Consider the following 25,686-nt stretch of genomic DNA (forward strand, 5'->3'; position numbering starts at 1 on the left):
GCTGTTTGGTGGGGTGTTGACCATCAACACCGACAATTGAGCAATCGCCTATTATGATAAAATCCGAACATGATAACAAGACTGATTCTGTTAAAAGGCATCCTTTACCAATGCCAAACTGCAGAGACATTAAATGGCGGCTTAATCTCTGTGCAATGCCTGAAACGATGATTTACAATAAGGCTTTTTTACACAAAATTTCATGGTCCTGCAGTTTCAAAACACCTTAACCGGTCACAAAGAACCTTTTGAGCCCCTTGATGCCAACCGCATAACGGTTTATCTCTGCGGCCCCACGGTTTATAACTATGCCCACATTGGCAATGCCCGTCCGGCGGTGGTGTTTGATGTGTTAATACGGCTGTTGCGACATCAGTATAAAAAAGTTATTTTCGCCCGTAACATCACCGATGTGGACGATAAAATAAACAAACAATCTCAACAAAGCGGAGAATCGATTCAAGCCATTTCAAGCAGATACGCGCAAGCCTATAATCAAGATCTGGCCGCTTTGAATGTTTTGCCACCGGATATTGAACCCCATGCCACTGAGCACATCGCTGAAATGATTGTGATGATTCAAACCCTGATTGACAAGGGTAACGCCTACGAACAGGCAGGTCATGTGTTGTTTGATGTCACCACTTATCCTGAATACGGCCGTTTGTCCAAACGTGATCCCGATGACATGCTTGCAGGCGCCCGCGTGGATGTGGCGGATTACAAGAAAAACCCCGGTGATTTTGTACTGTGGAAACCTTCTTCAGATGATTTACCCGGCTGGGACAGTCCCTGGGGGCGCGGTCGGCCCGGCTGGCACATTGAATGTTCGGCAATGGCGGCCAAACATTTAGGACAAGTGATTGATATCCATTGCGGTGGTCGGGATCTCATTTTTCCGCACCATGAAAATGAAATCGCGCAAAGTTGTTGTGCCAATGATGAACCTTTGTTTGCCCGATACTGGTTACACAATGGTTTCATCACCATGAGTGACCAGAAAATGTCCAAATCACTCGGCAACATTGCACTGATCCGGGATGTGCTTAAGGAACACAAAGGTGAGGTGGTGCGCTGGGTTTTACTCAATGCCCATTACCGCCAATCGGTGAACTGGTCTGAAAAAAGTGTGGCGCAGGCACGTAAAACCTTAGACAGGCTGTATCGAATATTGATCGATACCGATGCAATCAAAGCGGCAAAATGCCCGCCGGATGCTGAGCTGGTGGCTGCTTTAAATGACGATTTAAATACACCGCAAGCTTTTGCCCGACTGATTGCACTGGCCAAAGACCTGCAAAAAACCACGGATCCTCAACAACTGGCACAGCGCAAAGGCCGGTTACTGGCTTCGGCTGATTTATTGGGTCTGTTACAAACCGATCCGCAGCAATGGTTTGATGACCGACAATCTGTTGATGATGACTTAAAATCAACCGTCGAACAGTTGATTCAGGAACGAGAAACCGCCCGGAAAAACAAAGATTGGACACGTTCTGATGACATTCGGGCAGAATTGGATACAATGGGCGTGGTAATAGAAGATTCAGCTGACGGCACCCGTTGGCACCTAAAGAACAATTGAGATTACATATGACAGAAATGGACAACCAGGAAGAAATCATTGAAACGTTTGATTTATTCGATGATTGGCTACAAAAATATCAGTACATCATTGATCTGGGCAAAGAGTTGCCGGAACTGGATAAAAAGTATAAAGTGGACAAGAACTTATTGGCCGGCTGTCAATCGCAAGTGTGGCTGATTCATGAGTACAAAGACGGCTTGTTGCATTTCTACGCCAATTCTGATGCCGCCATTGTGTCAGGTCTGATTGCCCTGGTGATGACCATTTATTCTGGTCAGACACCCCAATATATTGTTGAGACCGAACCTGACTTTATTGAACTGATCGGCCTGTCGTCGCACCTGTCACAAACCCGCAGCAATGGTCTCAATGCGATGATTGAAAAAATACAATCCATAGCCCAAGTTCACTTAGACTGAACGCCCATCTATGTCAGCCAACAATTGTTTGGCTTTGGATTGAATCATTTTATGCCCGTAAGAATCGGCCAAATAAACCTTATCATTAATTCTGAGTACCGATTCAAGAAGAGTTTTGGCCAAATCAAAGCGTCCACATTGATAAAATGCCTGGCCTAACCAGAACTCAGCCCCTAATCGACGCCAACTACCGTCAGATTGTTCGGTCAACTTTTGCAAAAAAGGCTGCATATCAGATAACACGGATTGACATTTGTTGGCATGCGACTGGTGGATTTTAATGGCCCATAAGGTCACTTCATTATAAAAATTACCGCGTTCATGGGCTTCATAAACCGGCATCACCAGATCACTGATGACACTGGCTTGTTCAAACTGTTTGTCTTTCGCCAACACACGAGCCAGATTACTGCGGGCGCTGGCAACACTTAAACTGTCCTCACCAAGGAGCTTTTTCCGAATCTGAATCGATTCACGGTACATTCCGATGGCCTTTTGGTACTCACCCAAATCTTCATACAAATAACCCAGATTATTTAAACGTACCGCATATTCTTCTGAATTTTTTCCACTGTTTTGAATCGTCAAATCGAGGGCTTGTTGATATAACTTCAAGGCCTGGTCAAAAGCACCTCGATCATGAAAATGCACCGCGCGTTCGGCAATAAAACGTCCTAAACTGGGATGACCCTCAGGGTAAATGAGTTGACCGACTTTTTGCGCCTCAGCAAACAATAAATCGGCTTCCCGATATCGCTCTATACGTTGTAAACTGGTGGCCGTATTGATCATTCGATCATAGGTTTTCGGATAATAGTCACCAAAAACTTGACGGGCTAATTGCAAAGCCTGACGATGGTGCTGATAGGATTTAAGGTTATCTATACGCGAGTAACTTACACCCAATTCATTGTGAATACGCCCCAACAATTCAGGGTCTTCTATGTCTGCTATTTGGACACTTTTAAGCACTTGTTGAGCCAATGTCAACCCTGCCTCCTGCTCACCAATTTCGGTAATAACCGTTGATTTAATAATTTGATACCAGGCTTTTTGTTGGGTGTCATTAATCATTGGCAGCAATTCATCACCTATTTTTAAATGTTTTTTTGCCAACTCATATTCACTTAACCAAGCCGCATTTAAAGCCATTTGGGCTTGCGATAAAATGGCTTGATCGAACATATCTTGGCTTAAAGCCAATTCATAAGCATTCTGATAATAATCAATTGCATTTTGGTAGTGACCTAAATTATGTTGAATTGAACCAAACGTTTTTAATAATTCCGTTTTGACTTCCGGTTCATTATTCAGACTGTTAATAATTTGTTTCTCACCAATGGCAAGTACATCATCCAGACGAATATCTTTTCCCTGGTTACCCAATGGCGAAGCCGCCTCCAATATATTTAATAAAAAATCACGGGTTTGATTGGCCAGTTCAGCCTGACGTTCGGCCTCGACCTGGGCCGATAAAGCCTGGTCACGCTGTTCAGACACCTGTCGGTTAAAATCAACCAAGCTTACTTGCAAAAACACCATCGCCACCAACAATAATATGCCCATGGTGGTGGCCACCGGATTTCTCAATAAAAACTTTTTACTGCGGTACCACCAGCTGTCACCACCAGCCATCAGGGGTTTGTGGTCTAAATAATTCTTGAGATCCTGCAGCATGGCATTGACCGTCTGATAACGGCGTTCGGGTTCTTTGCGCAGGGCCATGAGCACCAAATAATCCAATTCCTTGTCGATTTTAGTGCTTAATACACGGTGAACACCTTGATTAAGGCGTTCACTCGGTGAAGTAGGCATTTGGGACGTGATGCTGTCAATAAGTTCTGCCGGGGATGTGTTATCCACTGCATGGGCCTTTTGACCGGTGAGCAATTCATAGAGCATCAGACCCAATGAATAAACATCGGTGACGGTGGACACTTTTTCACCTTTTAACTGTTCAGGACTGGCATAAGCCATGGTCAACATCTGATCGTGTTGGGTTTCGGTGATGTTGATATCTTTGCTTTTGGCCACCCCAAAATCCAGTAATTTAACCACCCCGTTTTTGTCCACCATCACGTTTGAAGGTTTGATGTCACGGTGAATGATGCCGTTCTGATGGGCATAGGCCACCGCTTCACACACCTGAATAAACAAACGCAAACGTTTTTTTAAAGCCAATGAATGCTGTTGTGCATAGGCCAATAAATCGCTGCCGTCAACCCATTCCAAAACCATGTAATGACGTTTATCAGCATACTGCCCGCCACTGATGAGTTGGGCTATATGCGGATGAGATAGTTGTGACAGTAAGGATCGCTCAGCCAAAAACCGCTGCTCTTCTCGCTGCTGGTAAATCGGTTTAAGGATTTTAACCGCCACCTGCTGTTCAAATTGACCATCCACCCGCCTGGCCAACCACACATCACCCTGTCCGCCACGGCCAATCAGTTTAATCAGTTCAAATTCATTGAGCACATCACCTTTTTTTAAGTCCTCTATGCGTAAGCCGCTTTTGACGGCATCCAATAACTGACCTGAAATATCTAAATCGCTGTTTTGGTGTTTTAATAAACGCAGCACTTTTTGTTTCACAGTTTGCGGAAAATCAGCCGCCTGTATAAAAGCCACCTGCTCTTTGGTCGGTAGATCAATACACAGGTCAAAAAGTTGCCTGATTTGTCGACTTAAATCAGACATCGAATTCTTTGCCAAAACATTTACTGTTCATAAATAAAATCAATGATAAACGCCCGGCCAAATTTCAAATCACGTTCCACCGTGGCCACTGAAAGATCCATTATATCTGCCACCTCCTTGATCGGAACCGCCGCAAAATACACAAGTTGCGTGATGTCGTGGCTGCGAGAATCCATGTCGGCCAGCGCATCCACCGCCTTCATTAAAACCTGCATGTCCATAGGCTCGGTACTGACGCCCAAAGAATCGGTGTAATACAAGGCCTGCACAGCCCCATGTTTTTTGGCAGCACCTTTATAGCGGCCGTAATCAATCAACAGGCGTCGCATCTGTTGTGCCAGGGTTCGGTAGTAATGTTTTTTATCCTCGAATTGGCCTTCATAGGCAGATAACTTAAGGTAAGCATTATGCACCAGATCGGTGGGTGATAAGGTATGACCGGCGCGTTCTTTAACCATAAGGGTGTTGGCCAGTTGTCTTAATTGACGGTATAACTGTTCATCCAATGGGGGCGATTGGGGCATTTTATGTGTAGTCTCTTGAGAAGATATTTTAATTATACAAAACCCAATGGACGATGTGCCAAAGATATGAATCAATCATAAAAAAAGCACATTCTAATAAATGTGCTTTTTCATGGGTCGTTATTTATTCAAATCCATTTTTAAATATAATATCCGATTCAAAGCCGTTAGAGAAAATTAAATCCGGACCTAATGTTACCAATGTATGTTGCAAGGCGGCTGTCGCATTGGCATAACCGGCGCCGCATAGATTGGTGTCACATTGATGATCCGGAACAGTGGCAAACGGTTCTGCGGTATTTTTAATGATTTGTTCAACCTCAGCCGGGCTGAGATTCGGGTTCACGGATTTAATCAAAGCCACCAAACCCGCCACATGCGGAGATGACATGGAAGTGCCTTGTAGCCAGTTGTAATTATCGGCTGCCGGGATGCTTGTTCCTGCGTTATGGGTCGATAAAACCATACGAGTGACGTCCCATATCCCACCTTCACAGTCTGCCAATGAGCTGGGATAATTATCGTTGATTGGATTACAGCCATCACCACCCGGAGCCGTGATATCCACAGTGGCACCAAAATTTGAATAATAGGCTCTGGCGCCATCATTGGCACTGGCTGCTACGCTGATTACATTGTTACAGTTACCGGGTTGGTAATTGGCATTGTCATTACTGTTACCGGCAGAGGTAACGATGGTGGTGCCGGCATTAAATGCGGCATCAATCGCTGTTTGATAGGTGTTACCGCAAGCACCGGGACTGCTCGACCCCAAGGACATATTAATCACATCTGCCGGTAATAAATTATTCGGCACACCCGGAACATTGAGCCCCGCCGCCCAACGAATACCGTCGGCAATATCAGAGGACCAACCACCACATTTTCCCAAAACCCGCACCGGAATAAGCCCCACATTCCAGGCCACACCGGTCACACCCATAGCATTGTTGGAGACCGCTGCTACCGTGCCACCGACATGGGTGCCATGCCAGGAACTGTCTCTGGCATTATGAGGATAACCACATTCGTTGGCATTGACCGCATCACCGGGGTCTTGTGCATTGCCATCACGTAAATCACCATCATTGGCAGTAAACAAATCATTAATCATGTCATATTCGTTCACCACATTGGCCAATAAATCCGGATGGGGTCAATAACCGGTGTCTAAAACCGCCACATTAACGGCAATCGATCCGGTACTGACATCCCAGGCGCCGGGTAAACGCATACCGGGGATGGTGTCTTTATAATGCCATTGCTGATTGTATAGGCTGTCATTGGGCACCAGATGGGGTACCATCCGAACATCTTCTTCAGCATACTCAACAGAAGGATCCTGATTCAATTGCTGTATCACAGCCGATAAATCACTGTAGAGACTTCTGTCAAATCCATTCACATTCCAAACTTCCGCCTGCCCGGACATCAAACGCCTAAACTCAAAATTGGTGTTTAATTGTTGATTCATCATCAGCACCCGATTTTCAGCAAAGTTCACAGACCGACTGGGTGTTTTGAATTTTATAATGATGCGTTGATTGTTGGTATGGTATGTGCCGGTACTATTAATTTTTTGTCCACTGGACTTTAGATGACCTGGTAGATACTCAGAAGCGTGCGTTATTCCGCAATAAGCTAATAGCACAAATATAATGAAACGACATACAAAATGGCGGTTAATGACAGACATGAGACTTTCCCCTTCAGTATTGCCCCCCCTTAATCTTAATTATGTTATATCTGTGTTAAAAAATAGTCAATAAAAAAGCACGCCAATTTATGACGTGCTTTTTTCATTGCATGGACTATTACCTGTTATTGAAACTCTATACTCCAGGAATCGATATAACCGGTGTCACCGCCGGCATGATCAATCACTTCCAGTTTCCAGATACCGGATGCAGAAACAGACGAGGCATTCACACTCACCGTCTTCGACAGGTTATCGGTACTGTCATTACTGTTGGTACGATCATGTAAGCTCGCTGAGGCACCATTGGGTGCAATAATCTTAACCGACAGATCACCGCGCCAGGTATGGACAATATCAAACTTAATCTCAACGGTACCGGCATTACCCGAACGGTTGACATTGATATCACTGGTCACACCGCCTGCGTTATTATCAGGAATACTGACATTGTTGCCATTCTGATAAAAGTTTTGGTTACCACCGCCTGAATTTTCAGTGTAGCTGCCCACCAGGCTGACATTGCTGTAAGCGGAATAAGCACGAATCATGACATGATAAGTACCTGCTTGCACAGTGCTGATATTGCAGGTTTCATTATTACCTGATTTCCAGGGCCGACAATCATAGCTTGACGTGGTGGGTTGACTGCCATATTTAACGTATAAATCCGCATCACCACTGCCACCACTCATAACAAAGCTCAAATCACTGGCGCCTGATGGCACGTCTAAGGTGAAAAATGTTTCAGACGAGGCGGCACCGGATAAACCGGTTTCAGCCACACCGTTGGTCAATGCACCGCCACCGGGTGGATTACTGCCGGTGTCATAATCACCCACCAGAGATACATTGCTAAAGGCGGAATAGGCATTAATCATGACATGATAAGTACCCGCCTGGGGACTGGCAAAGTCACAATTTTCATTGTTACCTGATTTCCAGGGTCGGCAATCATAACTGGAGGTGGTCGGTGCGCTGCCGAATTTGACGTATAAATCACCATCGCCACTGCCCCCACTCATGTTAAAGCTTAAATTAGACGCACCGGATGGCACCGCCAAAGTAAATCTTAACTGACCATTTTTGGCCGCCGATAAACCGGTCACAGCCACCCCTTTGGTGAGGACGGTATCGCCTGGATTCGGTGGGTTGCCACCACCGGCAGCCAGTTGCAGGGCCGCGGTCGCATTGGCATATCCGGCACCACAGATACTGGTGGTACACTGATGATCGGGAACACTGGCAAAACTGTCGGCTGAATCTTTAATCATTTGCTCAACCTCGGCCGGAGTCAAAGAACCGTCCACTGATTTAATCAAAGCCGCTAATCCGGCCACATGCGGTGCCGCCATGGACGTACCTTGCAACCAACCGTAATTGTTGCTGCCCGGACCTTGAGTGCCGCTGTTATAAGTGGATAAAATCATCCGTGAATCGTCCCACACACCACCCTCACAATCACTTAAAGAAGTCGGTTCACTGTTAGTGTTCGGATTACAACCGTCACCACCCGGGGCGGTGATATCAATGGTTGATCCATAATTCGAATAATAAGCACGGGCACCGTCATTGGCACCGGCGGCCACTGAAATCACATTGCTGCAATTGGCCGGCGGATAACCTGATGATGAATTGTCATTACCGGCGGCCACCACAATGGTAGCACCGGCGTTATAAGCGGCATTGATGGCATTTTGATAAGTCGAGCTACAGGCGGTCGGACTGGAAGAACCCAGTGACATATTAATCACATCCGCCGGATTGCTGTTGGCGGGCACACCACTGACATTTAAACCGGCGGCCCAGCGAATACCATCAGCAATATCAGACAATGATCCGCCGCAAGTGCCTAATACACGCACCGGCACTAAATTAACATTCCAGGCCACGCCGGCCACACCGGTTCCATTATCAGAAACCGCGGCCACGGTACCGGCCACATGGGTGCCATGCCAGGAACTGTCCTGGGCATCATGGGTACCACCACATTGATTGGCCGTTACCCAGTCACCCGGGTCCTGGGCATTGCTGTCCCGGCCATTACCGTCATTACCGACCGATGAACTGGATATCATGTCGTATTCATTCACCACATTACCCACTAAGTCAGGGTGTGGTCGATAACCGGTGTCCAAAACAGCCACAGTCACCGCAGTGGAGCCTGTGCTTTCGTCCCAGGCGCCGGGTAAACGCATACCGCCTGTGGTATTCTTATAGTGCCATTGTTCGTTATAACGGCTGTCATTGGGTGTTCGGTAAGGCACAATCCAGGCATCCACTTCAGCATATTCAACACGGTCGTCTGCGTTCAATTGTTCAACCACAGATTGCAAATCCATAAAGCCGGATTTATTCAGGTTAGCCACCCGCCAGACTTCAGCTTCACCGGACATATGGCGTTTAAATTCAAAATTCACACCCATTTTTTGACTCATGGCGGCCACTTGATTGATGGCAGATTTGGTGTTTTTTGAAGGTGATTTAAACTTAACAATAATGGACTGGGTTAAGGGATGGGCTTGGGCTTGATAAGTGTGTGTTTGACTCGATTGTACTTTGAGTGGGGATTTAACAATTTGGCGATCAAACAGTAAATCATCCTGGGCCCAGGCTGTCGAAGCGGCAGCCAATGCCATACTGACCATCGCCGGGATGGTCGCTTTTTTATAAAACATCATAGGACTTTACTCTCCTCTTTTTGAAAGAAAACAACAATGTTTTGGCATCCCTTGGTTATTTTTATTGTTCAGTCAATACCAAAACCGCAATGATTATATGTTATCAATACGATTAGTAAAACTAATGATTTGTTTTTTTGTGACAGATTTAACATTCTGCTCGCATGATGCATATTCAATTAATTAAGTTATAATGCCCCTATGACGACGTTAATGATTGGTATACAAGGGACCACACTCACCAAACAAGATAAAAAACACCTGTCCCACCCTTTGGTGGCCGGTGTGATTTTTTTTGCCCGAAATTATCAAAATCATCATCAATTAAAGAATCTGGTGCAACAAATCCGCGCCATTCGTGGTGATGAATTTATTCTCGCCGTAGATCAGGAAGGCGGTCGGGTGATTCGTTTTGGCCCACCATTTAGTCAGCTTCCGGCCTTGGGTGAATTGGGCCATCGATACCAAAGCAATCGAGAACAAGGCCTGTCAATGACCCATCTGCATGCCTGGTTGATGGCCGCAGAATTGCTTAATATTGGCATTGATTTAAGCTTTACACCGGTATTGGATATTAACAACGGCAGCGACGTGATTGGTGACCGGTCTTTTAGCCAGGACCCTCACCAAGTCATTGAGCTGGCCAACATGTATTGTGGTTCCATGCACACAGCCGGTATGAAAACCACTGCCAAACATTACCCGGGCCATGGCACCGTGAAAGCCGACTCTCACCACCACATCACCCGGGACGAACGCCCACAACATGCCATTGAAAACCTGGATCTGGTGCCTTTTAGAACCTTAATCACCGCCGGACAAATAGATGCTGTGATGATGTCCCATGTCATTTACAGTGACGTCGATAATCATCCCGCCGGTTTTTCACCCCATTGGATTAAGCACCTGAAAGACACAGTTAATTTTAACGGCATTATTATCAGTGATGATTTGGCCATGACCGGTGCCACCGGTGTCGGTGATTTAAAACAACGCTATCTGGCTTGTCGCAAAGCCCATGTTGATTTAGCCCTGGTGTGTCAAGCTGATTTATGCGCTGAACTTTTATCCCAAATCGATCACAGGGATGCACCGGGTTATCCGGGTACTGTTAAACGGCTGCTTAAACTAAAAGGCCGCTCAACACTGAATACAGACCGACCCTTCTGGGAACACCAACGCTGGCAACAAGCCAAAAATGCTTTCAACAACTTACAAAAATTATGAGCACACAATACCCGCACTTATTCAAACCACTCACCATTGGCTCAAAAACCATTAAAAATCGTGTACTCATGGGCTCCATGCATACCGGATTAGAAGACCGCGCTAAAAACTACCCGAAACTGGCCGCCTATTTTAAAGAACGGGCCGAAGGTGAAGCCGGTATTATTGTCACCGGTGGCATTTCACCGAATATTTCCGGCTGGACCGCACCAATGGCCGGTTTTTTAAAATACGGTTTTCAGGTTAAACGTCATCGACTGGTGACTGACGCGGTGCATCAAGCCGGCGGTTTAATCTGCATGCAAATATTGCATGCCGGACGTTACGGATACCATCCGTTTATCGTATCCGCCACCGACAAAAAATCACCCATCACACCCTTTAAACCCAAAAAGCTCAACGACAAACAGATTCGTAAGCAAATTAAGGATTTTGTCAATTGTGCCAAACTGGCCCAAAAAGCAGGCTATGACGGCGTTGAAATTATGGGCTCTGAAGGGTATTTCATTAACCAGTTTATTACACCCAGAACTAATGACCGAAGCGATGACTGGGGTGGATCTTTTGAAAACCGCACCCGCATTGCCCGCGAGATTGTCACTCAAACGCGACAGGCGGTGGGTGATGATTTTATATTGATATACCGACTGTCCATGCTGGAACTGGTCAAAGACGGCTTGGCCATCGACGAAGTGATTCGGCTGGCCAAAGACATCGAACAGGCCGGCGTCAGTATTATTAATACCGGTATCGGCTGGCATGAAGCCCGAATACCCACCATTGCCACCATGGTACCACGGGCCGGTTTTGCCTGGGTGACGGAAAAAGTTAAAGAGCATGTGTCTGTGCCGCTGGTCACCACCAACCGCATTAACGATCCACAAGTAGCTGAAAATATTCTGGCCGGCGGTCAGGCCGATATGGTGTCCATGGCACGACCATTCCTGGCGGACCCGGACTTGGTGAAAAAAGCCCGCCTCGGCCAGGAGCAAGCCATTAACACCTGCATCGCCTGTAACCAGGCTTGTCTTGACCACGTATTTAAGGCCCAGCGTGCCACTTGTCTGGTCAACCCCAAAGCCTGTTATGAAACAGAATATGTTACGACACCGACCACCTCACCGAAAAATATTGCGGTGGTCGGTGCCGGCATGGCCGGTTTATCCTGCGCCACCACCCTGGCCGAACGCGGCCATACGGTCACTTTATTTGAAAAAGCCGATAGAATCGGTGGCCAGTTTAATTACGCCGCTGAAATCCCGGGCAAAGAGGAATTTGTCCACACCATGGCTTATTTTCAGTATTTGGTGAAAGAACACGGTGTCCAGTTAAAACTGAATTATGAAGTCACACCCAAAGAACTCAATGACTATGATGAAGTGGTGGTTGCCACCGGCGTGTCGCCTCGGGTGCCGCAAATACCCGGTATTGACCACAATAAAGTCATTATTTACAGCGAATTACTCTCCGGTCAAAAACAAGCCGGCCAGAAAGTCGCCATCATCGGCGCCGGCGGAATCGGCTTTGATGTGGCTGAATACCTGTCAGTAGAAAACCCCGACCAGGCCCAGACGGTGGATGAATTCTGTGAAGAATGGGGTATTGATCAAAGCATCGAACAACCCGGCGGGGTCACCAAAGCGCACGATGAAAAATCCTACCGCACCCTTTACCTGATGCAAAGAAAAAGCACCAAACCCGGTAAAGGCCTGGGTAAAACCACCGGCTGGATTCACCGCCTCAGCATCCGCAAAAAAGGGGTTAAACCTTTGACAGGCGTACAATACATCAAAATAGATGACGCCGGACTCCATATCGAACGTGACGGCCAGCCGGAAATTCTCGACGTCGATCATGTGGTCATCTGTGCCGGCCAAATCTCCAACCGCGGTCTCTATAAAGAACAGGACAACTACCACATCATCGGCGGTGCCGACGTGGCCGCCGAACTCGATGCCAAACGCGCCATCAAACAAGGCACCCTGCTCGGCCAGCGCTTATAAAAAAACATCAACACTAAAAGAGCCAACTATTTTTAACCACAAAGACCACAAAGGTTGTCACAAAGAACACGAAGTATTAGTTTTACTTACTTTGCGTACTTTGTGTATTCTCTGTGACCTCTGTGGTTAATATTTATTTTTAAAACCGAGCAGAATAACTGTTATAAAGGTTTTTCTGAAAACCGATAAACGCCTCTCTAATTGAACTCAGGTCACCAAGGTGGGCTTTGGCATCCTGGATGGCGCGGTATTTTAATTGCAGTAAACTGGGTAATTTATCATTATCCAGTTCGTATACGCCATTGGTAACATATTGTTTCAAAACGAAATCCAGGAACTCTTGTTGGGCATCCGTGTAATCAGCCAGCTTATGGTGTGCTCTGCTGGCGCGTTCGGCTCTGGGGACTAAATCTTTGTGGTAAGCGACATAATTTAAGACATCGAACAAATCGCTGTCTTCACCCCGCACCAATTGCCTTAAATCATCTAACTGGTCTTTGGTGTAACCCTTTTCTTCAAGCTCAGTTAGTAACTGCTGCCGGGTGTCGGGATTGCTCCATAATTTTCTCAATTGCTCTTCATTTTTAAATAACGCAGGTAAATCACCAAATAAACGGTTGATAAATTCTTCGGCTGAAATCGGTGTCCCATCGGGGTCCCAGAACATGGTTTTTACCGTGCCATCAATTTCTAAGGCTTTACCATTGGAGAGTTTTATCCTGACCAACTGTTTTGCGGGTGTATCACAGACACAAGGCGCATTCTCACATTCGGCACACATCTCAGGTTCTGCTTTTTCACAGGCACAGGGTTTTTGCCCACAAATATCGCACGGTGGTTTGGGTTCTCCATCGACCGCATCCGGCGCTTCAGCCGGACCGTCCCAAGCCGGATCTTTAAAGTGTTTGTGAGCGCGGGTGTAATCATAGACAGTGAAATAGTCCTTTCCGTCGAATAACCGTGTACCACGCCCGACAATCTGCTTAAATTCAACCATCGACTCCACCGGTCGTAATAACACAATATTCCGGATTTCCGGCGCATCCACGCCGGTGCTGAGTTTTTGTGAGGTGGTTAAAATAGTCGGAATATTTTTCTCATTATCCTGAAAATCCCTTAAATGCCGTTCACCCATCGCACCATCATCCGCCGTGACGCGGTGACAATAGTTGCTGTTGGTGCTTTTCGACAGTTGATTAATCAGGTCACGAATATATGCAGCATGTACCTGAGTGGCACAAAACACCAAGGTCTTGTGGTTCTGGTTAATTAAATCCAAAAACTGCTTAACCCGAAAGCGTTCCACTTGTTCGATAATGATTTTTCGGCCGTAATCTTTATAAGTAAAGGTATCGCCGATTTCAGCTTCACCATGAATAATCTCATCGTCTGACGTGATGGTGTATTCATCGTAATTGGTTTGAATTTCTCTGACCCTAAAAGGTGATAAGAAACCGTCATTAATGCCCTCTTTCAGGGCATAGGTATAAACCGGCTCCCCAAAATATTCATAGGTATCACCATTGACATCACGTTTGGGTGTGGCAGTCAATCCCAATTGAACCGCCGGTGAAAAATGTTCCATAATGGCGCGCCAGGAACTTTCATCATTAGCGCCCCCACGATGGCACTCATCGATAATGATTAAATCGAAAAAGTCAGGCGGGTACTGGCCAAAATTAAACGACGGCTTACTGTAACCCGGTTGATCTTCCGCGGCCATCGGATACTCTAAGTCTTCATCCGGAATAATATGACCTTGCTGTACTTCGGTCATAAAAGTCTGAAAAATGGTGAAGAAGATATTGGCATTGGTCGGAACTTTGCCTCTTTTCTTAATTTCATCCGGTCGGATACGCACCTTGATGTTCTCATCGATGGTGTCGAAGGCATTGAATGAATTAAACGCCTGGTCAGCCAGGATGTTTCTATCGGCCAGGAATAAAATACGCGGCCGACGACTCGCATCTCTTTTCAAGTTCCACTTGGCATGGAATAACTTCCAGGCGATTTGAAAAGCGATGGCGGTCTTTCCTGTACCTGTGGCCAAGGTAATAAGAATCCTATCCTGCTTGGCGGCAATGGCTTCCAGCACTTTGCTGATGGCATTATTTTGGTAATATCGTGGTTGCCACGTTCCACCCCGATCTTCAAACGGCACTGAAAATAAGCGCTCTCGCCAGCGCGCGATTTCTTTTTTGTAATTTTCAATCGGCGAAGGAAACGTCATTTCCCATAATTCATCGGGTGTCGGGAAGCGTTTTACATCGCCTTCCGTCCCGGCTTCCATATCAATGCTGTAAATCTGCACACCATTGGTGGCAAAGGTGTAGCGGATATTTAATCGTTCGGCATAATCCTTGGCCTGACCCACACCATCGGTGTAATAGACATCCCTTTTCTTGGCTTCAACAACACCAATGCGACGGTTTTTATACTCTAAAACATAATCAGCCATTAAAGGCTTGGCCCTTCTACCCTGCCCTATTAAACGCCCTTGCGTAATCGGAAACTCCAACACCAAACGACTGCCCTCAACCACACCCCAGCCGGCGTCACGCAAAGCAGGTTCAATCAGGTCGTGCTTGGTTTGAGCTTCGTTCATTTATTTACAATTATCCAATGACCACCAAGATTATCACCTTTTCGCTCAATATATCCGGCCTTTTTGAGTTTGGCTTGATGATTTTCTACGGTTCTTGAAGTGACACCTAATTTTTCAGCCATTTTTTCAGCTGAATATTCAGGGTGTTTGTTTATTAATTTAAATGTCTCTTCAACTTTAATACCGAACTCGTTCCGAACTCGTTCCGAAATTGCTCCAAATGTATTCCGGGTTTTCTTCAGAGCACCCTCTTCAAAGCAGGCATCAATCAAAACAGAGTCAAGAAAGTAATAGTTAAATATTACATTATTTATCAGCATGTTACAAACTAGAGCCATGTTTTATGCTACCCAGAATCAAAACAGAGTCAAGAAAACCATCATGCCCAAAATGGTTCATATCCACCTCTTGGATGTTCAGGGTCAGCCACTTTAATTAGATTCATATCCAGAGTCTTATTTATCACTTTGGTTGCTTGCGCAGCATTCTTCTTTTCAATACCAAAACGCCCACATAAAGATTTATTTTTTAATTTTTTACCTTCTAAATATCTGATGATTGCATGTTGGTAACATGCACGGACTCTTTCATTCACAGACATGTCAGCAAAGCTACGAGGAGAAAATAAAACAACTCTCATAGAATCATCATTTTCTTGAAACTTAGGAGGTGGCAGTTGATGAATCTCAATACTAATCACCACCTTATCCAGTCCAGTACCTTGTTCTTCGCAAAAATTCATTCTACGCATCAAGGAAGCCAAAGCCTCATTCCGTGATCGTGGCGGTAAATCAATCATTCTATCAGGCTTAACTAATGATTTACCAGGATTGGTAACTTCTAACCTACTGTCAAATAATTCGACCAAAGGCCCCATACCGCTTATCGTGAAATCCTGGTGAATAATGGCATTAGCAATAATTTCGCGTATGGCAATTTCAGGAAACAGTAACATTGACTGTCGTCGAACTTGACCAATATGTTCATTCACTGGTAATAAATCGTTTATGTATGAAACAATGCCTTCAAAAGCTCTGGCATAGCCTCTTTTGCCATCAATACGTTGTTTAATCGTGCCTGCTTTATTTTCTCCATCATAAGAAACAAAGCGAATCCCTTTACGGGAAACGGATGAACCAAAATCATCTAAATTCTCAGCAAAAAGAATGGCGCCAAGGTTGGTGATATTCCAATGACTACCGACATCTTTAACTATCAAGAAATCACCAGCTAAACGCTCAAGAATACCAGACTTGTTGTCAGGTAAATTTTGATTTGTGAATTTAAAGTATGAAGTGTAATCTAATAATTTAAGCACCTCATCTGAAGTAACAAAAGATTTAGCGATGGCCTTTTCCCAATTGTAAGGGCGCAAATTCACAATCAATTTTTTATGGTGCTCAGGAAAGTCAGACAATCGAGGTGTGGCGCTACCAATACGCACATAAGAAATCTTATCAAATTCAACTGGGGTATTAATGACTGCCGGAATTTCCAACAAAACCAGTAAGCCTTCCGGGTGCTTCACTTTTCTGAAACTAAATGCCAACCGTGGTTTGAGCTTTTGAGTTAGCCACATGATGAAAACTTGATTACCAACCTTTTTAGTATCAGGATCAAACTTGGTACCTAAAATGTTTTTGCTTTCATCTTCAACACCCCAAATCACGTAAGCAAAGTCCTGTTGTTCAATTCGAGCCGCGTTTGATAATGCCGAAATCAACTTGCCAATCATTTCGGTATCCGAATTATTGTGTTTGAACTCTACACAGGTAAATTCATTGTTGTTTGCAAGAATTTCTTCTACCAATACCAAATCCCGTTTTATTTGTAACTCTTTTTCATTCATGGTTCCAATCCTTGCAAAGACTATTTACTTCTAACAGTCGCCAGCCAGCATTCCGCAAAGCAGGTTCAATCAGATCGTGTTTGGTTTGGGCTTCGTTCATCAGAATTATTTATTTTAAGTTTCTTTCCATAACATTATTTTCGTATGTCCTATCAGCAACCACGACATCTGATAGGCCTTCTTGCGCTTTTAAGTCATTAAAAACCACAGGATAATCCAAACAAACACGAATCAGCTTATCCATGGCTTTACTTTGCGTCACTTCATTACGCTCATATTTTGAAAAGGCATTGGCACCACCACCAAAGACCTGAGACGCTTGCGCTTGGGTCAGTCCCAATTCTTCTCTGGCTTGTTTGATTTCTGAGGAAGTTAACAGACCGTCGATGACTTTTTTAGCATCACGAAGATAATCATCACCACGTTGGATCTGTTGTTTTGAAACGAACTCATGATTGCAGTTATTACACACTGAATATTCAATGTTAAAAGGAATATCCTGTCCTTTGTATTTAACCGTTTCTTTGCTTGTTAATATGTTGATGTCATGTGACTGACACTTTTTACAATAACTCATATTGTTACCTCTTAATTCTCCTCAAAGATGAAATGATCCCAAGCTGATGCTCAGGCAATCATCGTGTAAACTCAATTTGATATAGAGTTCATCATTGAATACTTCATCTTCATTGATTTTTTGATACATGCATTTATACACATCATCAATTTGACCGTCTTCATAGTTTATGGTTTTGTGAAAATGGCTCGCTGTCAATTTCTCGATACAATCCGCCACATCCTTCAATTCATAGCCTAAATTTGCAATATCCAACCGAACTTTCAAACCGCGGTATTCAATATCCAAACGCTGAGCCGCTTCCCTGACCTTGTCTAAATCATAATGTGGCATTAACTCTCCATATAACCATTATGGTTACTTTTTGCGTAAAATCAAATGGTTTTAGCGCTAAACCTAGGCTATTAAGCGGTTTAGGTTGTTTTTTTGATTGATAGAAAGATTTTTGACAGGAATTTTGCATAAGAATGACAATTATTGATACCGATGCCATATTGGCTATGGGTCTAATGGAATGGACTTTTTTGACTCGGGAGAGCATATCAGATTCCATTCTCACTATTCTTATACAAATTTTCATCTATTTCAGGAACTTCAAAAATCATTGGTACATTTGATTTCATTGCCTTCCCAGCTGCAATCGCTTGTCTGAATTTCAAGTTTGGTAAAGTGTTAGCAATTCCTTCACCAAAGTAATTAGCTAAAAATTCACTGCTTGTTTTATCAAACTCCTGAAAAGAAATAATTGTATTACACTGCGTCAACACTGTTTTTGAAACATTAGCTGTTCTTTGAGCAATAACTAACAAGCCTATGTTGTATTTCCTTCCCTGTAATGCAATTTGAGCAATGCTGTTAACTGCAGCTTTTGATGCAAAATCAGAGACTCCAAGCGAAGTTGGTTCTGGGATAATTGTATGTGCCTCCTCTAAAACTATACAAACTTTCTTACCAAATGACTGTTCTTTTTTTGCCAAAAAAAATAAAATCCGAAAAAATATTCTTGTATATTCAAGAATTGACCATGAATTAGATACGTCTGGTAGCTCAAAAATTGATAAGACATCATCACCTTTTAAAAAGTCCTCCAGTGACTTTTTAAATAATTTTGCTGATTCCCTTTTATATTCATCAATAACGGTTTGATCTTTTTTATATCCTTTGTCTGATTCTTTTACTACTTCGTCTAGTAAATTAAATATTTGGGTTGAATCATTATCATTAATAGTTTTGCAAGTTTTTAAATCCTTAAACGCATCAATATACTCACCAGTAAAATCTATACAAATTACTTTAACATCTTCATCTTTTAAATATTCACGAATTAGGTTTCTTGAAAATACGGATTTCCCAGTTCCAGTAACTCCTAGGACAGCAGTATGGTGTGTTAGCGCTAGTTCCTTACTTAATATAACCGGAAAGTTTGAATTAGGAATATGTCCAATTTTCAGTTCTCCGTCTTCAACCTGAACATCTTCTATTTCGGAAGCCAACTTGACTGTTGAATTATTAACTGGAACCCAGCCAAATTTATCAAAGCTAGTACTTTCATGATTCCATGACCCCAACTGAATAGCTTCTCCTGTAATAAAACTGGATTGATTTTTTTCTTCTAATGAGTCAATTCTTGTCGTACCTTCAACAATTTGATAATAGACAAGGCAATTATTTATATTAACCTCTACAAGCTGCCCTTCTTGAACAGGAATTTTTGAGTTATAAGTGAATTTCAAAGAACCTATGTTGGAATTCTCAGATACAACACCAACGAGTTTTTCTGTAATACCAGTATTGGGTTGTTCTTTATTTTTATAAACTACACCATTAACAAATTTAGATTTTAAAACATCTTTGTTAAAACATTTATTAATCTCATTTGATGACAAGAACTTAAACCATTCCTCTTCTTCTAAAACAGTGTGATCAAGAACTAAACCAAATTTAATTTCATTATTATGTTTAAATTCAACAAAGCTGAACGGCGTTACTTTTTGTTTTTTAAAAAGCTTTGCAAGGTATATATTTCCTGACTGCACACTGAAAATCTTACCTATAGCATTCTCTGCGTTAAATTCAGTATTTCTCTCAAATAATTGATCTATAGTTGATGCAATTGAAGGAACATTTAGAATCATGAATATAACCCAATACAAAAGCAAAGCATTAAATCCCTTTGTACTCATTCCAAATTGAATCAATGCCCCCCACAGAAAAAATGCTGAGAACAATGCTTGTGGCTTACCAATCAATCTGTTTATTCTCGAAACAAACTGAATGAGTTTGTTTTCCATTGGCAAGGCCTGACTTCTGTTCCACATCAACAAGTAACTAGAAATTGCTAAATAGCCCACTCCGCTCAAAAAGAACCAAAAAATGGGTGTACGAAATTCTTGTTCAACCAGTAACAATGAAATGCCACCTGCTACTCCGTTAATAAAAACATTGGCATCTGTTGAGAAATGAGGTTGATCGATCAATGAAAGCAATATCAGCAATAAGAAGCCAGATGTAAACCAAAAATCATTAAGTAAAAAATCAAAGTTGCCTTTTGCATAAAAACCTACACCTATTAAAATAATCAAAGATATCCCTAAAAATATAAGTCGGTGTCTTCTACGCATGATATTCCTTGTTTTCAGTCAGCTCCCCAGCGAAGGCTTTTTGTAGAATGGATTTTTTTAATTCATCAAGTGAGGCGAGTTTATTTTTAAAAATATTTATTACACAATCTTTTTGATTCTCGAATAACTCAAGTTCATGAACAATTTCTTTCTGAATCTGAACAGGAGCAATTGGGATTTTCAAATTTTTTAACGACTTATAGTAAATGCCCACGACACTTGTGGTTCCAGATTTCATATTCTCAAGGTCGCTTTTAACCTTTGGTGAACAAAAAGCGTATGCAACAAATTCAGAAAGTAAAAAGTCTTTAAATTTTACTCTTAAAATATTGTTATTAAAGAGAACCGGGGCTTTGTATGTGGATTTATAGACACAAGTCTTTCCTACTAATTCATAGCTATTCCGAGTATTGAAAAGAAAATCCCCATTTTTTAAACTGTATTTATTTACTTCATCTGTGCTAGCCTCAATGTAAGTAAATTTTGATTCATCCATACCATTCTCATTTTTAATATTACTCATTTTAAAATAACGAAATGAAAACTCGTTTGATTGCTGCTTACTGTTTCTTACAAGACCTATAAGAGACGAAGAAATTACGTTATCAAAAATTTCCTCTTCCCAACCCTCACCTTTTTGGCTGAAAATTTCATTGAGTTTGGATTGGAACAGTTCTTGGGCGTTTTGGATATTTTTTTCGATATTGGCTATGGCTTGGTCGATGGCGGCAAAGGCTTTGTCTAAGATGGCGACAATTTGTTTTTGTTCGGTGAGGGGTGGGATTGGGATTTGAAAACTTTTCATTTGTCCTAATGATAAGTTTTGTTGAGCAACTCCTCCTTTTAAGTTATTGATTTGCTCAAGAGCATAGCCAGACGTTAATGCTGAAAATACATAATTAGTTAATAACTCAGGATTTTCTTTAAGTCTAATTATTGACAATGCTTGGTTTGTATTTGCAGGTAAAATATCATTTGTTACTATTGCAGTTCGACCTAAAGCGCCTGCAATTGAAAACAATATGTCACCTTCTTTTAATTTAGATCGTTTAAGGGCCTTATGTGCTTCTGTTGATATGTAAGCAAACTTTTCTTTAATAAATTTGCCATTTTCAGATATCGACTCAATTTTTACAAAATTCACTCCTTTTTCTAGAAATTTAAATCCAACAGATGTCGGAGTGGTTCCTTTTGTTATTACTTCAGACAGTTCACTCAATAACTTTATTTCCCAACCCGCTTTCATATCAGTTCTTTAATCATTTTCAAAATAGACTGCGTTTCCACATCCAGTTGTTCCATTTCACTCAAAATTTCTTCTGGACTTCTGAGCGGCGCTTCTTCAGGGGTGTTGGGGTTCGTAACGCTGAGATCCAGGGTGGTTTCGTCAATGTCTGCGACTTTGATGTTCCATGATTGTTCAGTTTCTTCGCCCGGTTGACTTTTCGACAAGCTCTTGGTGCGGAGTTTGACAAATTCTTCCATATCCTTGTCGTTCAATGGGTTGGTTTTGCCCATATTGCGGCCGGGGTTGAGTTGGTAGTACCAGATGTTTTTGGTGGGTTCGCCTTTTTGGAAAAACAGTACCACGGTTTTCACACCGGCGCCTTGAAAGGTGCCTTGGGGCATATCGAGAATGGTGTGGAGGTGACAGCTTTCGAGGAGCTGTTTGCGTAGTGCAATCGCGGCATTATCGGTGTTGCTTAAGAAGGTGTTTTTAATCACGATGGCGGCGCGACCGCCGGTTTTTAATGCTTTAATAAAATGCTGTAAAAACAGAAAGGCGGTTTCGCCGGTCTTAATATCGAAGTTTTGTTGGACTTCTTTGCGTTCCTTACCACCGAACGGCGGATTGGCGAGAATCACATGGTAGCGATCTTTTTCCTGAATGTCGCGGATGTTTTCGCCGAGGGTGTTGGTGTGGATAATATTCGGGGCTTCGATGCCATGCAGGATCATGTTCATGATGCCGATAACATAGGCGAGGTTCTTTTTCTCTTTGCCGTAGAACGTCGATTCCTGAAGTGTTTTGAGGTTTTCTGTGGTCTTATCCATGCGTTCATACATGTACTCATAGGCTTCACACAAAAAGCCACAGGAACCGGCGGCACCGTCATAGATTTTTTCACCGATTTGTGGATCAATAACTTCAATCATCGCTCGAATTAAGGGTCTGGGCGTGTAGTATTGACCGCCATTACGCCCGGCATTACCCATGTTTTTAATTTTTGTTTCGTAGAGATGCGACAGTTCGTGTTTGTCTTTGCTGGAGCGAAATGGTAAGGCATCGGCGTATTCCAGGATTTCACGCAGGTTATAGCCGCTTTGGATTTTATTTTTCAGTTCTGAGAAAATTTCACCAATTTTGTACTCGATGGTTTCGGCTGATTCGGCCTTTTGTTTAAAACCGGCCAGATAGGGGAATAACTGACCATCGACAAAAGCCACTAAATCCGGTCCGGTCATCGCCACATGATGGTCTAATTTTCCATCGGCATCTTTGGGCATGGCCCAATGGCTCCAACGGTATTTTTCATCTAAAATAAATTGGTACGCTTCACCTTTGAGTTCAGCTTCATCGGCTTTGTCCTTTTCCAGCTCGTCAAGGTATCGGAGAAACAGTATCCAGGACGTCTGCCCAATGTAATCCAGCTCACTGTCAGCGCCGGAGTCTTTCCATAAAATATCGTCAATGTTTTTAAAGGTTTGTTCAAACATGGAATGTCCTTTTTAATGTTAAATTATTCGGAATGCCTTTTCTCAGCAAATCTTAAAATTGTTAATGACTATTTAAACAGTTTTATTTTTTTAATCACTTTGCCCAATCGTAGAAAAATTTGCAATAGAAATTTCTTTAAAGCTTTGCGGTGTGCGACTTATGGTGGCGTTTGGGAGATTCTCGTGTCGAGCACGAAAATGACTGCCGTTGGTTTTAAGGGTATGTGACAAATTTTAGTAATTGAAATGCTTCGCATTTGTTCACGTTGTGAACTGGGCCTCTGGATCAAGTCCGAAGGCGTCGCGGTGTTTTAGGTTTTGGGTTGCGTTAGGAGGTCCCTCGACTTCGCTCGCCTCCAGGGATGGAGGTGTGCCACGTTATAAGGGATAAGGTAGTGGCCGGGACGACTGACGTCGTTTAATCATTTAGCGGTTACCAAAATCAAAAAAGCCGCGCCGAAGCCGGTGGTGATGACGGGGTCTTGGAAAAAGGATAAATCTTCAAGGCCTTTGACGGTATTGGCCACCAGTTGAATGATTACACCGAGAAAGGCAATGGTGGCGAAGCCGGTGACCTGATGGCGACCGACTTTCTTGCCCATCAGTATGAGCGGTTCTTTCTTGGCCGGATCGACAAAACGATATTTTAAACTAATGCCGACCACAATCAGCGCCAGAAAGTATTTTAGGAAATCAGCGTATAAATATATGACATCCATACCTGTCCTTACTTAAAGTTATCGGTCATATATTCCTGCAGGCGTTCGCCTTTGGTGAATTCCCGGTAGCCCATGTTCATGTCTTTGAGTACCTGTAATAAACTGATTTCGATGCCGTCGGTTTGTTGCGGGTCGTAATAGACCACCATCACGCAACTGCCGGGTTTACCGACTTTAATGTCTTTAACCCAATCAGCTGCTTTTAAATGTACCAGTTGTTCAGCCGTGGGATGGTCGGTAAGTTTTATGGTCAGGGCTTGTTGTTTCACCACAATCTGATCAATTTCACGGTGCGCATGCAAGCGGCCTTTATCCAGTATCACCACTTCGTGACAAAGGTCTTCAATCACCGATAAATTATGCGAGCTGATAATAATCGTGGCTTTATTCTGCAGGTTTTTAATCACGGCTTTAATGTTATCGGTGGTGCTTGGGTCTAATCCGGCGGTGGGTTCATCGAGTAAGATTAATTCCGGTTCACCCATTAAGGCCTGGGCAATGGCGCAGCGTTTCAGCATGCCGTGGCTCATTTGCTCGGGGAGTTTATTCTGGGCTTCAATTAAATCCACCAGATCCAGCACACGCAAGGCCTCTTTGCGGGCGGCTTGTTTGGCAAAACCCTGTAATTCCGCCAGCATGGTCAGTTGCACTTTAACCGACAGTGATTTCAGAAAATGCGCATCCTGCGGTAGAATCGAAACACGGCTTTTTAAATCCACGGCGTTGGGTTCTTGTCCCAATACATTAACTGTGCCGTCACTGGGTTTAATAAAACCGCAAATCAGCGACATCAGTGTGGTTTTACCGGCACCGTTGGGACCAATTAAACCGGTGGTGATGTTCTTTTTAATCTCGACATCTAAATTCTGTACGGCAAATTGCGCGCCGTATTGTTTACTCAGTTGTCGGGTTGTTATGGCGAATCCTGAATTCATATATCCCTCCGTGAAAAAATCAGCCAGCCTAAATAAAAGTAAACGGCCATATAAATGACATTGACACCAACCGCTTTAATCAGCGCGCCGAATTCAAACAATAACAACTCACTTTTCATGGTGTTGGGCAGAATATACGCTATCACATCCGCCAGCAGATCCGACTGAAAACCCATCACCGAGACGATAATGGTGACAATAAAATAAAAACCGATTCCGAGTAAAGCCGATAGGGCCGCTGAACCCACCAAAGCGGAGCATAAAGACATCATGGCAACAAAAGGTACGGCATAGACAGCCAGACAGACAATCATCCACAAAGCATCAAAAAAAACCTCGGTCAGTTTGGCATCATTCAACGCCACCACCCACAACATGGCCAGTAAGGTCACCACCGCGTAGGCCATCCATACCAGTAAAACCGCGCCGATAAAACGTCCCAGGTATATTTCACTGCGTAAACAGCGGGGCAATAAAAAGCGCAGATACTGTCCGCCGATGTCATTGGCCGTCTGGTCACTGGCCGCAAATAAAACAAAAAACGGCGCGGTGTTAATGGCGATTAAATAGTACAGCGAAAAACCCGGATGCCGGTCGGTAAACAAGGATTGGGCGGTTTTGGCATCGAATAACCAGGCCAGAATAAAGGAGCTGTCAGGGCTTTTCAGCCACCCGGTATCTACATGGCCGAATTTGGTGAATATCCACAGCCAAAAGACCGCAAAAAAGACCAGAAATAAAACGCCCCGCGCACTGCGCAAAGCATAATACAAATCATGTGAAACAATTTTCTTTAAGGTGCCGATTCGTAATGTCATTTAATT

The 25,686-nt window shown here is 43.4% G+C and carries 20 protein-coding genes; 4 read left to right on the plus strand and 16 right to left on the minus strand.

What is annotated here, in order from left to right; genetic code table 11:
- The first annotated feature begins 202 nt into the window (after positions 1-202).
- Both cysS and IEV16_RS00955 read left to right on the plus strand, forming a co-directional pair.
- Entirely contained in the window at positions 203-1,585 is a 1,383-nt protein-coding gene (cysS, locus tag IEV16_RS00950) for a cysteine--tRNA ligase (RefSeq protein ID WP_188363785.1), read from the plus strand.
- An 8-nt stretch (positions 1,586-1,593) separates the two neighbouring features.
- The gene (locus IEV16_RS00955) at positions 1,594-2,007 is read left to right on the plus strand and encodes a SufE family protein (RefSeq protein WP_188363786.1); all 414 of its coding nucleotides are present in this window, start codon (positions 1,594-1,596) and stop codon (positions 2,005-2,007) included.
- Here IEV16_RS00955 and IEV16_RS00960 read toward each other — a convergent pair.
- The 5 genes from IEV16_RS00960 to IEV16_RS13480 all read right to left on the minus strand — a co-directional run bounded on the left by IEV16_RS00960 (position 1,999) and on the right by IEV16_RS13480 (position 9,608).
- Positions 1,999-4,707, minus strand: a complete 2,709-nt coding sequence (locus tag IEV16_RS00960) for a serine/threonine-protein kinase (RefSeq protein WP_188363787.1) — start codon at positions 4,705-4,707, stop codon at positions 1,999-2,001. The two genes, IEV16_RS00955 and IEV16_RS00960, sit on opposite strands and share 9 nt — an antisense overlap.
- Positions 4,708-4,727: 20 nt before the next feature.
- Positions 4,728-5,231, minus strand: a complete 504-nt coding sequence (locus IEV16_RS00965) for an ECF-type sigma factor (RefSeq protein WP_188363788.1) — start codon at positions 5,229-5,231, stop codon at positions 4,728-4,730.
- A gap of 124 nt (positions 5,232-5,355) precedes the next feature.
- Positions 5,356-6,360, minus strand: a complete 1,005-nt coding sequence (locus IEV16_RS00970; protein WP_188363789.1) for a S8 family peptidase — start codon at positions 6,358-6,360, stop codon at positions 5,356-5,358.
- 27 nt (positions 6,361-6,387) lie between these two features.
- Positions 6,388-6,708, minus strand: a complete 321-nt coding sequence (locus IEV16_RS00975; protein WP_188363790.1) for a hypothetical protein — start codon at positions 6,706-6,708, stop codon at positions 6,388-6,390.
- Positions 6,709-7,052: 344 nt separating this feature from the next.
- Positions 7,053-9,608 (minus strand): S8 family serine peptidase, encoded by a 2,556-nt coding sequence (locus IEV16_RS13480; protein WP_188363791.1) that lies wholly within the window; start codon positions 9,606-9,608, stop codon positions 7,053-7,055.
- 213 nt (positions 9,609-9,821) lie between these two features.
- Here IEV16_RS13480 and nagZ point away from each other — a divergent pair, with 213 nt between their 5' ends.
- Together nagZ and IEV16_RS00990 are read left to right on the plus strand one after the other, a co-directional pair.
- Positions 9,822-10,835 carry a beta-N-acetylhexosaminidase gene (nagZ, locus tag IEV16_RS00985; RefSeq protein WP_188363792.1) on the plus strand — a complete coding sequence of 338 codons (1,014 nt, stop codon included), beginning with the start codon at positions 9,822-9,824 and terminating at the stop codon, positions 10,833-10,835.
- A complete protein-coding gene (locus tag IEV16_RS00990; protein WP_188363793.1) occupies positions 10,832-12,838 on the plus strand; it encodes an NADPH-dependent 2,4-dienoyl-CoA reductase in 2,007 nt (668 codons plus the stop codon). The genes nagZ and IEV16_RS00990 overlap by 4 nt, the downstream gene beginning before the upstream one ends.
- Positions 12,839-12,977: 139 nt before the next feature.
- Here the strand turns inward: IEV16_RS00990 and hsdR are convergent, their stop codons facing one another.
- The 11 genes from hsdR to IEV16_RS01045 all read right to left on the minus strand — a co-directional run bounded on the left by hsdR (position 12,978) and on the right by IEV16_RS01045 (position 25,680).
- Positions 12,978-15,443 carry an EcoAI/FtnUII family type I restriction enzme subunit R gene (hsdR, locus tag IEV16_RS00995; RefSeq protein WP_188363794.1) on the minus strand — a complete coding sequence of 822 codons (2,466 nt, stop codon included), beginning with the start codon at positions 15,441-15,443 and terminating at the stop codon, positions 12,978-12,980.
- Positions 15,440-15,781, minus strand: coding sequence for an HTH domain-containing protein (locus IEV16_RS01000; RefSeq protein ID WP_229728202.1), 342 nt, complete (start codon positions 15,779-15,781; stop codon positions 15,440-15,442). Before IEV16_RS01000 ends, hsdR begins: the two co-directional genes overlap by 4 nt.
- A gap of 41 nt (positions 15,782-15,822) precedes the next feature.
- Positions 15,823-17,292 (minus strand): ATP-binding protein, encoded by a 1,470-nt coding sequence (locus IEV16_RS01005; protein WP_188363795.1) that lies wholly within the window; start codon positions 17,290-17,292, stop codon positions 15,823-15,825.
- Between the two features lie 109 nt (positions 17,293-17,401).
- Positions 17,402-17,869 (minus strand): type II toxin-antitoxin system MqsA family antitoxin, encoded by a 468-nt coding sequence (locus IEV16_RS01010; RefSeq protein ID WP_188363796.1) that lies wholly within the window; start codon positions 17,867-17,869, stop codon positions 17,402-17,404.
- 21 nt (positions 17,870-17,890) lie between these two features.
- A complete protein-coding gene (locus tag IEV16_RS01015) occupies positions 17,891-18,202 on the minus strand; it encodes a type II toxin-antitoxin system MqsR family toxin (protein ID WP_188363797.1) in 312 nt (103 codons plus the stop codon).
- 209 nt (positions 18,203-18,411) lie between these two features.
- Complete coding sequence (locus IEV16_RS01020; protein ID WP_188363798.1) at positions 18,412-20,490, minus strand: ATP-binding protein; 2,079 nt, start codon at positions 20,488-20,490, stop codon at positions 18,412-18,414.
- The gene (locus IEV16_RS01025; RefSeq protein WP_188363799.1) at positions 20,483-21,736 is read right to left on the minus strand and encodes a restriction endonuclease subunit S; all 1,254 of its coding nucleotides are present in this window, start codon (positions 21,734-21,736) and stop codon (positions 20,483-20,485) included. The genes IEV16_RS01020 and IEV16_RS01025 overlap by 8 nt, the downstream gene beginning before the upstream one ends.
- Positions 21,733-23,208, minus strand: coding sequence for a type I restriction-modification system subunit M (locus IEV16_RS01030; protein WP_188363800.1), 1,476 nt, complete (start codon positions 23,206-23,208; stop codon positions 21,733-21,735). Before IEV16_RS01030 ends, IEV16_RS01025 begins: the two co-directional genes overlap by 4 nt.
- Before the next feature lie 422 nt (positions 23,209-23,630).
- On the minus strand, positions 23,631-23,927 hold the full coding sequence (locus IEV16_RS01035) for a hypothetical protein (RefSeq protein ID WP_188363801.1): 297 nt from the start codon (positions 23,925-23,927) through the stop codon (positions 23,631-23,633).
- 8 nt (positions 23,928-23,935) lie between these two features.
- On the minus strand, positions 23,936-24,862 hold the full coding sequence (locus tag IEV16_RS01040; RefSeq protein ID WP_188363802.1) for an ABC transporter ATP-binding protein: 927 nt from the start codon (positions 24,860-24,862) through the stop codon (positions 23,936-23,938).
- On the minus strand, positions 24,859-25,680 hold the full coding sequence (locus IEV16_RS01045) for an ABC transporter permease (protein ID WP_188363803.1): 822 nt from the start codon (positions 25,678-25,680) through the stop codon (positions 24,859-24,861). Before IEV16_RS01045 ends, IEV16_RS01040 begins: the two co-directional genes overlap by 4 nt.
- Positions 25,681-25,686: the final 6 nt, after the last annotated feature.

Origin of the sequence: Marinicella pacifica (assembly GCF_014636635.1) — a bacterium.
In the GTDB taxonomy this organism is placed as follows: domain Bacteria; phylum Pseudomonadota; class Gammaproteobacteria; order Xanthomonadales; family Marinicellaceae; genus Marinicella; species Marinicella pacifica.

Bases quoted from the DNA above. Each gene is read 5' to 3' on its own strand.
- IEV16_RS00990 (WP_188363793.1), top strand. From the start codon at position 10,832: ATGAGCACACAATACCCGCACTTATTCAAACCACTCACCATTGGCTCA.
- cysS (WP_188363785.1), top strand. From the start codon at position 203: ATGGTCCTGCAGTTTCAAAACACCTTAACCGGTCACAAAGAACCTTTT.
- IEV16_RS00955 (WP_188363786.1), top strand. From the start codon at position 1,594: ATGACAGAAATGGACAACCAGGAAGAAATCATTGAAACGTTTGATTTA.
- IEV16_RS01025 (WP_188363799.1), bottom strand. From the start codon at position 21,736: ATGAAAGCGGGTTGGGAAATAAAGTTATTGAGTGAACTGTCTGAAGTA.
- IEV16_RS00965 (WP_188363788.1), bottom strand. From the start codon at position 5,231: ATGCCCCAATCGCCCCCATTGGATGAACAGTTATACCGTCAATTAAGA.
- IEV16_RS01005 (WP_188363795.1), bottom strand. From the start codon at position 17,292: ATGAATGAAAAAGAGTTACAAATAAAACGGGATTTGGTATTGGTAGAA.
- IEV16_RS13480 (WP_188363791.1), bottom strand. From the start codon at position 9,608: ATGATGTTTTATAAAAAAGCGACCATCCCGGCGATGGTCAGTATGGCA.
- IEV16_RS01015 (WP_188363797.1), bottom strand. From the start codon at position 18,202: ATGCCACATTATGATTTAGACAAGGTCAGGGAAGCGGCTCAGCGTTTG.
- IEV16_RS01020 (WP_188363798.1), bottom strand. From the start codon at position 20,490: ATGCGTAGAAGACACCGACTTATATTTTTAGGGATATCTTTGATTATT.
- nagZ (WP_188363792.1), top strand. From the start codon at position 9,822: ATGATTGGTATACAAGGGACCACACTCACCAAACAAGATAAAAAACAC.
- IEV16_RS00960 (WP_188363787.1), bottom strand. From the start codon at position 4,707: ATGTCTGATTTAAGTCGACAAATCAGGCAACTTTTTGACCTGTGTATT.
- IEV16_RS01045 (WP_188363803.1), bottom strand. From the start codon at position 25,680: ATGACATTACGAATCGGCACCTTAAAGAAAATTGTTTCACATGATTTG.
- IEV16_RS01030 (WP_188363800.1), bottom strand. From the start codon at position 23,208: ATGTTTGAACAAACCTTTAAAAACATTGACGATATTTTATGGAAAGAC.
- IEV16_RS01040 (WP_188363802.1), bottom strand. From the start codon at position 24,862: ATGAATTCAGGATTCGCCATAACAACCCGACAACTGAGTAAACAATAC.
- IEV16_RS01010 (WP_188363796.1), bottom strand. From the start codon at position 17,869: ATGAGTTATTGTAAAAAGTGTCAGTCACATGACATCAACATATTAACA.
- IEV16_RS00975 (WP_188363790.1), bottom strand. From the start codon at position 6,708: ATGATGAATCAACAATTAAACACCAATTTTGAGTTTAGGCGTTTGATG.
- IEV16_RS01035 (WP_188363801.1), bottom strand. From the start codon at position 23,927: ATGGATGTCATATATTTATACGCTGATTTCCTAAAATACTTTCTGGCG.
- hsdR (WP_188363794.1), bottom strand. From the start codon at position 15,443: ATGAACGAAGCTCAAACCAAGCACGACCTGATTGAACCTGCTTTGCGT.
- IEV16_RS01000 (WP_229728202.1), bottom strand. From the start codon at position 15,781: ATGGCTCTAGTTTGTAACATGCTGATAAATAATGTAATATTTAACTAT.